Here is an 11,270-nt window from a genome sequence, read left to right on the forward strand (position 1 = left end):
CTCACCCGGGTCGGCGGCGGCTTGGGGGAGTCGTGTACCGCCACCACGGCGGCCTCGTTCTCGTGCACCCCCGGCAACCCGGGGAACAGCGAGGCCACGTGCGCGTCCGGCCCGAGTCCCAACAGGCACACGTCGAAGGCGGGCACCGGCCCCTGACCTCGTGCGGCCACGGTCAGTGCCTGCGAGTAGTTGGTGGCGGCCCGCTCGGCCTCGGCGTGGTCGGTCCCGTCCGAGGCCGGCATCGGATGCACGTTGTCGGCCGGGATGTCGATGTCGTCGATCAGCGCCTCGCGAGCCTGGGTCTCGTTGCGGTCGGCGTGCCCCTCGGGCAGGAAACGTTCGTCCCCCCACCACAGGTGCACGTGCGACCACGACATCGCGCTGGCCTTGGCCTCGTCGCGTAGTGCCGCCAGCGTCTGGATCCCGATCCCACCGCCGGTCAACACCAGGTGGAAATCGCGTCCCTCCGTCTCGGCGCTCACGATCAGCTTCGCCAACCGCGAGGCCGCGCTCTGCGCCAGCTGGGCGGCGTCGTTGGTGCGGACGATCTCCGGTTCGCTCATCTCATCTCCCGCTTCCAGCGAGCATCGGCCCCAGGTGGCGGGCCGCGCTCGCGTACGTTTCATCGGCGTCCAGACGGCGCAACTCCTCGGACAGGGCCGAGGACGCACCGCGCCGGGCCAAGGCCACCCTCTGATCCGGCTGCGAGAACCTGGACAGGGTGGCCACCCGCCCATCGCGCCGGGAGACCACGATGTCCCCCTGGTCGGTGCTCAGGCGCACCTCGGTCAGGCCGGGGCCGTCCGATGTCTCGCGCTCCACCGGTACCCCCAGACGTTCGGACAACCACGCCGCCAACAACTCGGCGCTCGGATAGTGGGATTCGGCCGTCACCCTGGCCGAGGTCACCCACCCGCTCGGCTGGTCCATGGCGCTGGCCAGCAACGAACGCCACGGCGTCAGCCGTGTCCAGGTCAGATCGGTATCGCCTGGACGATAGTGGGCTACCCGCTCCATCAGGTCGTGCAACGGGTCCGGGGCGCGCAGGGCGTCGGTGATCCTGCGCTGGGCGAGCCGACCCACCGGGTCCGAGGCGGGGTCGAGCGGCCCCTGGCCGGGCCACCACACCACCACGGGCGCGTCCGGGACCAGCAGGGGAGTGAGCACCGAACCCGGGTGTTCCCCCAGGGGCCCGTACAGGCGCAACAGCACCGCCTCACCCGGACCCGAGGTGCCCGGACGGCGGATCTCGGCGTCGATCGCGGGTTCGGCCTCGGGGTCACGCCGGATCAGCGCCACCACCCGGGAAGGGTGTTCGCGCCCCGCCTCGGTGGCGGCCCGCACGGCGTCGTAGTGGTCGGCCTCGTCGGTGACGATGACCAGGGTGAGCACCATGTTCATCGCACCACCACCGACACTGAGCCGTTCGGCCATGAGCGCCTCGGTGATCTCCGCGGTGGTGGTACGCGGCAGGTAGAGCGTCATCGGGTCCTCCCGGCGGTCACGGACGCCGCCATTGGCGGCCGTCCCTGGCGAGCAGTTCGTGGGCGGAGTCCGGGCCCCAGGTTCCCGAACCGTACTGTTCGGGTTTGCCGTTGGTGGCCCAGTACTCCTCGACCGGGTCCAGGATCCGCCACGACAACTCCACCTCCTCCTGGCGAGGGAAGAGCGGAGGGTCGCCGATGAGCACGTCCAGGATGAGCCGCTCGTAGGCCTCGGGGCTGGCCTCGGTGAAGGACTGTCCGTAGGTGAAGTCCATGCTCACGTCGCGCACCTCCATGGAGGTGCCCGGAACCTTGGAACCGAACCGCAGGGTCACGCCCTCGTCCGGCTGGATGCGCAACACCAGGGCGTTCTGCCCCAGCTCGCTGACATCGGTGCGGGCGAACAATTGCTGTGGTGCGCTTTGGAACACCAACGCCACCTCGGTGACGCGGCGGCCCAGGCGTTTGCCGGTACGCAGGTAGAACGGCACGCCCGCCCAGCGACGGGTCCCCACGTTCAACTTCATCGCCGCGTAGGTCTCGGTCACCGAGTCGGAGGGGATGCCCTCCTCCTCCAGGTAGCCGCGCACGGCCGCGCCGCCCTGCCAGCCCGCGGCGTACTGGCCTCGGGCGGTGCCGGTGGCCAGGTCCTCGGGCAGCGAGACGGCGGAGAGCACCTTCTCCTTCTCCGCGCGAATGGCGTCGGCGTTGTAGGAGACCGGTTCCTCCATGGCCACCAACGCCAGGAGCTGCAGCAGGTGGTTCTGCATGACGTCGCGGGCCGCGCCGATGCCGTCGTAGTAGCCGGCCCGACCGCCCACACCGATGTCCTCGGCCATGGTGATCTGTACGTGGTCGACGTAGCTGCGGTTCCACAACGGCTCGAACAGGGTGTTGGCGAAGCGCAGCGCCAAAATGTTCTGGACCGTCTCCTTGCCCAGGTAGTGATCGATGCGGAACACCGACGAGGGCGGGAAGACCTCGTCCACCACCGCGTTGAGTTCCTGTGCGCTGGTCAGGTCGTGACCGAAGGGTTTCTCGATGACCACCCGACGCCACGGGGTGGTCCCACCGGGCCCTGAACCCTCCTCGGCCCGGGCCAGGCCGCACCGCTTGAGCTGGGTGACCACGGTGGGGAACAGCTTGGGCGGCAACGACAGGTAGAACGCGTAGTTGCCGCCGGTGCCGCGCTCGGCGTCCAACTCGTTCACGGTTCGGGCCAGCTCGTCGAAGGCCGCGTCGTCGTCCAGGTTCCCCTGCACGAACCGCACACCTTCGCTGAGTTGGCGCCACACGTCCTCCCGGAACGGGGTGCGCGCGTACTTGCGCACCGCCTCCTGGGCCTCGATGGCGAAGTCCTGGTGCTCCCAGTCGCGGCGGGCGAACCCCACCAGACCGAAGCCCGGGGGCAGCATGCCCCGGTTGGCCAGGTCGTAGATGGCCGGTAGCAGCTTCTTTTGGGCCAGGTCGCCCGTGACCCCGAACAACACCAGGACGCTGGGCCCGGCGATCCGGGGAAGCCTTCGATCCAGGGCGTTGCGGAGCGGGTTGGGCACCGCTCCCGGCATCACCGGTTCTTTCACGGTCTCTTCTCTTTTCCGATGGAGAGTGGCCGGTGTCTGGGTGGTGGCCTCCTCGGCTCCCGCGAACGGGAGCCGAGGTGGGTGGGCAGTCGCCGGACCCGGGTCCGGCGACTGCCCCGGCTCAGCCGAGCTCGTCGAGCTTGGCCGTGAGAGCCTCCAGCAGGCTCTTCCAGGAGTCGACGAACTTGTCCACGCCTTCGCGTTCCAGGACGGCGAACACGTCGGTCAGCTCCACACCGACGCCGGCGAGCGCGGCGAAGTCGTCCCGGGACTGCTCGTAGGTGCCCAGAACGGTGTTACCGGTGATCCGACCGTGGTCGGCGGTGGCCTCAAGGGTGGCCTGGGGCATGGTGTTGACCGTGTCGCGGGCCACCAGCCCGGTGACGTAGAGGGTGTCCTCGAAGGCGGGGTCCTTGACGCCGGTGGACGCCCACAGCGGACGCTGTGGCCTGGCGCCCTGTTCGGCCAAGGCCAGCCACTCGGGGGAGGAGAACACCTCGGTGTGGGCTTCGTAGGCCAGCCGTGCGTTGGCCAGGGCGGCCTTGCCCACCAGCGCGAGTGCCTCTTGGGTGCCGATCTGCCTCAGCCGCTTGTCCACCTCGGTGTCCACACGGCTGACGAAGAAGGAGGCCACCGAGTGGATCTTGGACAGGTCGTGGCCGTTGGCGCGGGCCAACTCCATGCCCTTCAAGAACGCGTCCATCACCTGGCGGTAGCGCTCCAGGGAGAAGATCAGCGTGACGTTGACGCTGATGCCCTGAGCCAGGGTCTGCGTGATGGCGGGCAGACCCGCGACCGTGGCCGGGATCTTGACCATCAGGTTGGGCCGGTCCACCAGCCACCACAGCGCCTTGGCCTCGGCCACGGTGCGCTCGGTGTCATCGGCCAGCCGCGGGTCCACCTCGAGGGAGACACGACCGTCCACACCGTTGGTGGAGTCGTGGACCGGACGCAGCACGTCGGCGGCCCACCGGATGTCGTAGGCGGTGATGGAACGCACCGCCTCCTCCACCGACACGCCCCGCGCGGCCAGTTCGCGGACCTGCTCGTCGTAGGCGTCACCCTCGGCGAGCGCCTTGTCGAAGATGGTCGGGTTGGAGGTGACGCCGACCACGTGGTGGGTCGACATCAACTCGGTCAGGTTGCCGGTCCGGAGACGTTCGCGGCTGATGTCGTCCAGCCAGACCGAAACGCCCTCCTCGGACAGGTCCCGGAGTGCGTTGCTCATGCGTGTTCCTTCCTTGGCGGGAACGAGGCCCGCCGTGGGGCTCATCCACGGCGGGGCCCCTGNCGGACTTGGCCAGGCTCTTGCGAGCGGCTTCGACGACGACCTCGCTCGTGAAGCCGAACTTCTCGAACAGCACTTCATAGGGAGCGGAGGCACCGTAGTGCTCCAGGCTCACCGACTCACCGGTGTCACCGACGTAGGAGCGCCAGCCCAGGGCGATACCGGCCTCGACCGACACACGGGCGCGGACCGAGGAGGGCAGCACCCGCTCGCGGTACTCCTCGTCTTGACGGTCGAACCACTCCACGCACGGCATCGAGACCACCCGGGTGGGCGTACCCGCTTCCTGGAGGATCTTGCGGGCCTCCAGGGCGATCTGAACCTCACTGCCGGTGGCGATGAGGATCACCTCGGGGTCGTCACCCTCGGCCTCGGCCAGCACGTAACCGCCCTTGACCGCGCCCTCGGCCGGCGCGTACTCGCTCCGGTCCAGCACGGGCAGGTTCTGCCGGGTCAGCGCCAGCGCGGAGGGGCGGTCGGCGTTCTCCATGATCGAACGCCACACCACGGCCGTCTCGTTGGCGTCGCCCGGACGAATGACGTCCAGGCCCGGGATGGCGCGCAGCGACCACAGGTGCTCGACCGGCTGGTGGGTGGGGCCGTCCTCACCCAGACCGATGGAGTCGTGCGTCCACACGTAGGTGACGCCCAGCTTCATCAGCGCGGCCAGTCGAACGGCCGGACGCATGTAGTCGCTGAACACCAGGAACGTGCCGCCGTAGGGGCGGGTGGGGCCGTGCAGGGCGATGCCGTTGAGGATCGAACCCATGCCGTGCTCGCGCACACCGAAGTGCATGACGCGCCCGTACGGGTTTCCGGGGAACATCTCGCTGGCGCGGTCGAAGGGCAGGAAGGACGGCTCGCCCTTGGGCGTGGTGTTGTTAGAGCCGGCCAGGTCGGCGGAGCCGCCCCACAGCTCGGGGAGCACCGGGGCCAGGGCGGAGAGGACCTCACCGCTGGCCTTGCGGGTGGCCATGCCCTTCTCGCTCGCCTCGAAGGTGGGAACGGACTTCTCCCAGCCCTCGGGCAGGCGCTGTGAGACCAGGCGGTCGAACAGTTCGGCGTGTTCACCGGCGCTCTTGTGCCAGGCGTCGAACTCGACCTTCCAGGCCTCGTGTGCCTTCCGTCCGCGCTCCACGGCCTTGCGGGTGTGCTCGATGACGGCGTCCTCGACGCCGAACGGCTCATCCGGCAGGCCCAGGATCTGCTTGGTGGCCGAGATCTCGTCGGCGCCGATCGCCGCGCCGTGGATGGCGCCGGTGTTCTGCTTGTTGGGGGCCGGCCAGCCGATGATGGTGCGCAGGCGGATGAAGGTGGGTCGCTGGGTCTCGGCCTTGCCGCGCAGGATGGCCTGGTGGAGGGCCTCGACGTCCTCGACGTACTCGCCGGTGGCGGTCCAGTCGACCTCCTCGACGTGCCAGCCGTAGGCGGCGTAGCGCGCCGTGACGTCCTCGCTGTGCGCGATGCGGGTGTCGTCCTCGATCGAGATCTTGTTGTCGTCCCAGATCATGATGAGGTTGCCCAGCTGCTGGGTTCCGGCCAGGGCGCTGGCCTCGTGGCTCACGCCCTCCTGGACGTCACCGTCGGAGCAGAACGCGAAGATGTGGTGGTCGAAGGGGCTGGCGCCGGGGCCGGCCTCGGGGTTGAACAGGCCACGCTCGCGGCGGGCGGCCATGGCCATGCCCACGGCGTTGCCCACGCCCTGGCCGAGCGGACCGGTGGTGGTCTCCACACCGGGGGTGTGGCTGAACTCGGGGTGGCCGGGAGTGCGGCTGTCCCACTGTCGCAGGGACTTGAGGTCCTCCAACTCCAGGCCGTACCCGGCCAGGTAGAGCTGGATGTACAGGGTGAGGCTGGAGTGGCCGATCGACAATACGAAGCGGTCCCGGCCGGCCCACTCGGGATCCGAGGGGTCGTGGCGCATGACCTTCTGGAACAGCAGGTAGGCGGCGGGCGCCAGACTCATGGCGGTGCCGGGGTGACCGTTACCCGACTTCTCTACCGCGTCCATCGCCAGCGCCCGAACCGTGTCGACGGCGCGGCGGTCGAGGTCCGACCACTCCAGGTTTTGCGGGGTGTGGGCGTTCACGAACTTACGTTCTCCTTCTCGGCACCCTTGAGTACCCGGCGTTCGGGGTGGGTGTTGCGTCGTGTGTGCTTGTTGGTCGCCGGACACCCCGCCGGTCGCCCACCGGTGGGCGGGCTCTTGGGGGATGCTGGAGATGCGGGGTCGCTCGGCGTCGGGCTATGGACCTGGCGCCACCCTGGACCACGGCGTCCGATCCGTGCCCGTTCCGGGTCGGTGGAGCACGGAGAGACGGCGCCGTCTGCGAGCCTATCGTTGGTGGGGTGGGCTGTCGTTGCCCGACACCTCCCCTTACCGGCAGGTAATAGGCCTGGTGTGGGGCTTTGCCCGCTCGTGATGGGCGCGTGGCACGTTGGAAGCGCGCTGAGGCGTGTGCGAACCTTCTGTACACCCGGGAGGACGGCGGACGAAGGGACGAAGGTCACCGGCCGCGGGACCGAGTACCCAGGGGGCAGGTCACCGACCCCTCGAAGGAAGTACTACAGTATGTCGTTGACGGGGTTTTCGCTGATCCTGACGGTTTGTCGGTCCGTTCGACCCCGCGTGGCGAGCAGTATCGGAATTCCCTAAGAGTTGTCGAGGTATCCGCGTGTCTGAAACCGAGCCGGCCCCCCAGGGGAAACGAGTGCTTCCGGCCGTGGGGATGCGGTTCTGATGGCACTCACCAACCGCTCCCCGCAGGTCGGATCGTCCGAACCCCAGGCCCCCCACGAGGCGTCCTTGGGCGAGTACGTCCGCGCCTACGTCGCCCTCTCCAAGCCCCGAGTCATCGAGTTGTTGCTCATCACCACCATCCCGGTGATGTTCGTCGCCGCCGGGGGTGTGCCGCCACTGTGGACCGCGGTCGCGACCCTGCTGTTCGGCACCATGTCGGCGGCCAGCGCCAACGCGATGAACTGCTACATCGACCGCGACATCGACCGCGAGATGCGCCGCACCCGGCAACGGCCGGCCGCGATGGACCTGGTGACGCCCAAGGGCGCCCTCGTCTACGGGCTGGTCCTGGCCGTGGGCTCCACCGTGGGCTTCCTCGCGTTCGTCAACCTGCTTTCCGCGGCGTTGTCGCTCTTCGCGATCGGTTTCTACATCTTCGTCTACTCGATGCTGCTCAAGCGACGCACCGCGCAGAACGTGGTGTGGGGCGGTATCGCCGGTTGCATGCCGGTCCTCATCGGTTGGGCCGCGGTCACCAACAGCCTCGACTGGGCACCGTTCGTGCTGTTCCTGGTCGTGTTCTTCTGGACGCCTCCGCACACCTGGACCCTGGCCATGCGGTACAGGGAGGACTACGCCGCCGCCAAGGTGCCGATGTTGCCCGTGGTGGCCAGTGACCGCCGGGTGCTGTTGGAGTCGGTGCTCTACAGTTGGGCGACCGTCCTCGTGTCGCTGATCTTTTGGCCGGTGGCCGGTACCACCTGGTTCTACGGTGCGGTCGCGCTCATCCTGGGCGGGCTCCTGGTGTTCCAGGCGCACCGCCTGCTCAGCCGGTCCATGGCGGGGGTGAGCGGGGCCAAGCTCAAGACGATGGGCTTCTTCCACCTGTCCAACGCCTACCTGGCGCTGCTGTTCGCGGCGGTCACCATCGACCCCCTCCTCGCCGGCGTGCTCGGCTGACCGAGTCCCGCACCTCAAGACGCCCCTTCCCACACCGGAAGGGGCGTCTTCGCGTAGGGACTCAGCGACGACGGAAGACGAGCACCACCGACCACACGACCAGGGCCACCAGCAACAGGGACAGGGGGACGTGTGCCTGTAGGGGGCCGTAGGTGCCCAGGGCGGCCTGGGGAAAGCCCAGCACGAAGGCGGCCAGGCTGACCAGGACGATCGTGCGGTCGGTGCCCCGCCCGCGACCGCCCGCGAACCACACCATGGCCGCGGCGAGCGTCTGGACACCGGTGGCCACGTGCACGGCGAAGGCCCCGCCGTAGTGCAGTGGCAGGGCGTTCAGGTTGTAGGTGATCAGTTGACCGGCCGTGACGAACTCCCACAGGAGCGCGGCCACACTGCCCACGACCGCCACACGCAGTACCCATTCCCACCCCGAGACGGGAGCTTTCAGGGTGGTGTCCTCATTGTTCATCGGAGGCCTTTCTCCACGGGCCGATCGCGCGACCCTACCGTTGGAACCCGGCCGGGTGCTCGCGGGCAGATCCCTGCGCGAGCACCCGGACGTGGGGTTCGTGCCGGTGAACGCTACGATCTGGCCTCATGCCCCGACTCGATAGCAAGGCCATTCTCCAGGGCCGTAGATCCCGGTACTCGATGACCCTCGTCCTGGGCACCACCATCAGCGTGGTGTGCACGGTCGGCATGCTCGGGTACCTGTGGCTGCTGGCCATGGAGGGGGGTGCGGCCGCGGGGATCGACGGGGCCACCGGCTTCGTGGTCAGCCTGGTCGCCGCGATCGTCCCGGTCACCATCCTCGTTCCGCTCATCCTCATGCTGGATCGGCTCGAACCCGAACCCGGTTGGGTGCTGTTCTTCGCCTTCGTCTGGGGCGCGGGGGTGGCGGTGCTGGCCTCACTGATCCTCAACACCTGGGGCATCGCCTACCTCACGGTGCCGCTGTTCGGTCGGGAAGCGGGCGACTTCCTCGGTACCGCGCTGGTCGCCCCGGTGGTGGAGGAGAGCGCCAAGGGCATGGTCCTGCTCATCCTGCTGTGGCGACGTCGCCAGGAGATCGACACCTTCACCGACGGGGTGATCTACGCGGGAATGGTGGCCACCGGCTTCGCCTTCACCGAGAACGTTCTGTACTTCCTGGGTGCCTTCTTCGAGGGCACCCTGGTGGCGACCTTCGCCATTCGCGGCCTCATCGCGCCCTTCGGCCACCCGATCTACACCGCGATGATCGGCTTGGGGGTCGCCTACGCGGCGATGCGCACCGGCGGCGCCCGCTTCCTCGCACCCATCGGTGGCTGGGTCTTGGCCGTACTGCTGCACGGCCTGTGGAACGGCGCCGCGCTCTTGGGCTGGACCGGCCTGGGCGTGGCCTACCTGCTGCTGTTCGTGGTGCTCATGTTCCTACTGATGATCGCACGTCGTGATCGCCACGGCCAGGTCGCCGCGATCGCCCGCTACCTGCCGCCCTACATCTCCACCGGCCTGCTCTCCCAGACCGACATCACGATGCTCAGTTCCATGACCGGTCGCCGTCGGGCGCGTGAGTGGGCCGCGCGCAACGCGGGGCCGCGTGGGCGCGCCGCGATGAAGGACTACCAGTCGGCCGCCACCGAACTGGCGCTGTTGCACCGGAAGATGGACGCGGGGGTCGCCCGGCGAGACTGGAAGGTGAACAGGGACTCGTTCCTGGCCCTGATGCACGTGGCCAGGGACACCTTCCTGGGACGCCTACCTGGGCCGGTGACCCCTGGCTGGGCGGAGAGTCCCACGGACTCGGGGTTCATGCGCCGCGCGGACTTCGCGCACGTCATCGCCCAGGCGCAGGCTCAGCAACACCACGTTCCCCGTCACGGTCGGACCCGCTGACCTCCTGGCTCCTGGGAGCCAGCCGCGTGGTGGCGAAGTACAGGCGGGAGATCGCCACCCAGGTGAGCGCCGAGCCCAGGACGTGCAGCACTACGAGCGTCTCGGGCAGTTCCAGGGCGTACTGGACGTAACCCAGGACGCCTTGGAGCAGGACGACCATCAACAAGGCCACGCTGCTCAGACGGGCGGGCCGACCCGCCCCGCCACGGTAGGCCAGCAGCACCGCGGCCGCGGCGCCCAGCAGGGTGAGCCAGGCCAGGGCCGAGTGGACCCGAGTGACCGCGGGCAGGTCCATGTCCCAGCGGGGAGCGGCCGCGTCACCACCGTGCGGACCGGTACCGGTGGTCACGGTTCCGGCGATCAGCAGCAGGAAGCCGACCACGACCAGGGCGATGCTCACGGTGTGCAGCATCGGGACCACGACGATGCGTGGGGTGCCCTCGGGTTCGCGAAGGCGCACGTACAACGCGACGGTGATGAACACCATCACCATCGACAGCAGGAAGTGCGCGGCGACCGAGGCCGGGTGCAGATCGGTCCAGACGGTGATGCCGCCGACCACGCCTTGGCCCAGGACACCGACGGGGATGATCGCGGCCATCAGGGTCAGGTCACGGCGGCGCGGGGTCATGCGCAACACGGCGATCAGGGTGATGACGCCGACGGCCAAGACCAGGAAGGTCAGCGTGCGGTTGCCGAACTCCACCGCCGCGTTGAAGGCGGCGTGTCCGGTGTCGATGGGAACGAAGCTCTCGGGGGTGCACTTGGGCCACTCCGAGCACCCCAAACCGGAGGAAGTGACGCGGACCGTGGCGCCGGTGACCGCGATCCCGGAGTTGACGATGATGTTGCCCAAAGCCCAGGCCCGCAGTGACCTCGGGGTCGGGGTCCAGATGGTGCGGGCCAGGACGATCAGCGTCAGAACGCCTACGGCGGCCAGAACGATCTGCCATACCCACAGGGAGGCGCCGAGGAGAACGATGTCCTCGGACTCGTTCGCCGCGAGCGAGGTCATGGTGTGTGCGGCCGTCGTCGCGGCGACCGAGGAAGCAAACATACGACAGACTGTAGTACATCGCTCCGGCTTCGCCGACACGACCTCCCCACAGGGTTCCACCTGCGTCGATGAGGGCGGTAGAAGACGTACCAGGGCCCCGGAACGAAAGTCCGGGGCCCTGGTTCACGCGACGCTCATCAGCGGTTGTAGTTGGCGATGCACTGGCTCAGCAGGTTGAGGTCCAGGTTGAGCAGGCCCAGGGCGTTCTGCTCGTCGATGCACGCCTGGTAGGTCTCCGTCTTGTCGATGTGGGTGCTGTGGCCGTGGCCGCCGGCGGCCGCGA

9 protein-coding genes are annotated in these 11,270 nt (G+C 68.7%); 2 read left to right on the forward strand and 7 right to left on the reverse strand.

Going from position 1 to position 11,270, the window contains the following annotated elements:
• From pgl to tkt, 5 genes are all read right to left on the reverse strand, one after another.
• A partial coding sequence (gene pgl / locus D472_RS0114440; protein ID WP_017605197.1) for a 6-phosphogluconolactonase occupies positions 1–563 on the reverse strand: 563 nt, incomplete at its 3' end.
• Between the two features lies 1 nt (position 564).
• Positions 565–1,485, reverse strand: coding sequence for a glucose-6-phosphate dehydrogenase assembly protein OpcA (locus tag D472_RS0114445; protein WP_017605198.1), 921 nt, complete (start codon positions 1,483–1,485; stop codon positions 565–567).
• Between the two features lie 16 nt (positions 1,486–1,501).
• A complete protein-coding gene (gene zwf / locus D472_RS0114450) occupies positions 1,502–3,052 on the reverse strand; it encodes a glucose-6-phosphate dehydrogenase (protein ID WP_017605199.1) in 1,551 nt (516 codons plus the stop codon).
• 136 nt (positions 3,053–3,188) lie between these two features.
• Entirely contained in the window at positions 3,189–4,238 is a 1,050-nt protein-coding gene (gene tal / locus D472_RS29095) for a transaldolase (RefSeq protein WP_239642978.1), read from the reverse strand.
• Positions 4,126–6,444, reverse strand: a complete 2,319-nt coding sequence (gene tkt, locus D472_RS0114460; protein ID WP_017605201.1) for a transketolase — start codon at positions 6,442–6,444, stop codon at positions 4,126–4,128. Before tkt ends, tal begins: the two co-directional genes overlap by 113 nt.
• A gap of 651 nt (positions 6,445–7,095) precedes the next feature.
• On the opposite strand from tkt, the gene D472_RS0114465 reads away from it, so the two are divergent.
• Positions 7,096–8,055, forward strand: a complete 960-nt coding sequence (locus D472_RS0114465; protein ID WP_017605202.1) for a heme o synthase — start codon at positions 7,096–7,098, stop codon at positions 8,053–8,055.
• A gap of 61 nt (positions 8,056–8,116) precedes the next feature.
• Here D472_RS0114465 and D472_RS0114470 read toward each other — a convergent pair whose 3' ends face one another.
• On the reverse strand, positions 8,117–8,521 hold the full coding sequence (locus tag D472_RS0114470; protein WP_017605203.1) for a hypothetical protein: 405 nt from the start codon (positions 8,519–8,521) through the stop codon (positions 8,117–8,119).
• A 128-nt stretch (positions 8,522–8,649) separates the two neighbouring features.
• Here D472_RS0114470 and D472_RS0114475 point away from each other — a divergent pair, with 128 nt between their 5' ends.
• A complete protein-coding gene (locus D472_RS0114475) occupies positions 8,650–9,930 on the forward strand; it encodes a PrsW family intramembrane metalloprotease (RefSeq protein WP_026117695.1) in 1,281 nt (426 codons plus the stop codon).
• Here D472_RS0114475 and D472_RS0114480 read toward each other — a convergent pair.
• Positions 9,872–10,987 (reverse strand): COX15/CtaA family protein, encoded by a 1,116-nt coding sequence (locus D472_RS0114480; RefSeq protein WP_026117696.1) that lies wholly within the window; start codon positions 10,985–10,987, stop codon positions 9,872–9,874. The two genes, D472_RS0114475 and D472_RS0114480, sit on opposite strands and share 59 nt — an antisense overlap.
• Positions 10,988–11,270 lie beyond the last annotated feature (283 nt).

The sequence above is a fragment of the Nocardiopsis alkaliphila YIM 80379 genome, from assembly GCF_000341005.1.
Classification (GTDB): Bacteria; Actinomycetota; Actinomycetes; order Streptosporangiales; family Streptosporangiaceae; genus Nocardiopsis; species Nocardiopsis alkaliphila.

What these genes read in the sequence shown, in the direction of transcription:
- D472_RS0114480 (WP_026117696.1), bottom strand. Translation starts at nt 10,987, where the DNA reads ATGTTTGCTTCCTCGGTCGCCGCGACGACGGCCGCACACACCATGACC.
- D472_RS0114470 (WP_017605203.1), bottom strand. Translation starts at nt 8,521, where the DNA reads ATGAACAATGAGGACACCACCCTGAAAGCTCCCGTCTCGGGGTGGGAA.
- D472_RS0114475 (WP_026117695.1), top strand. Translation starts at nt 8,650, where the DNA reads ATGCCCCGACTCGATAGCAAGGCCATTCTCCAGGGCCGTAGATCCCGG.
- zwf (WP_017605199.1), bottom strand. Translation starts at nt 3,052, where the DNA reads ATGCCGGGAGCGGTGCCCAACCCGCTCCGCAACGCCCTGGATCGAAGG.
- D472_RS0114465 (WP_017605202.1), top strand. Translation starts at nt 7,096, where the DNA reads ATGGCACTCACCAACCGCTCCCCGCAGGTCGGATCGTCCGAACCCCAG.
- D472_RS0114445 (WP_017605198.1), bottom strand. Translation starts at nt 1,485, where the DNA reads ATGACGCTCTACCTGCCGCGTACCACCACCGCGGAGATCACCGAGGCG.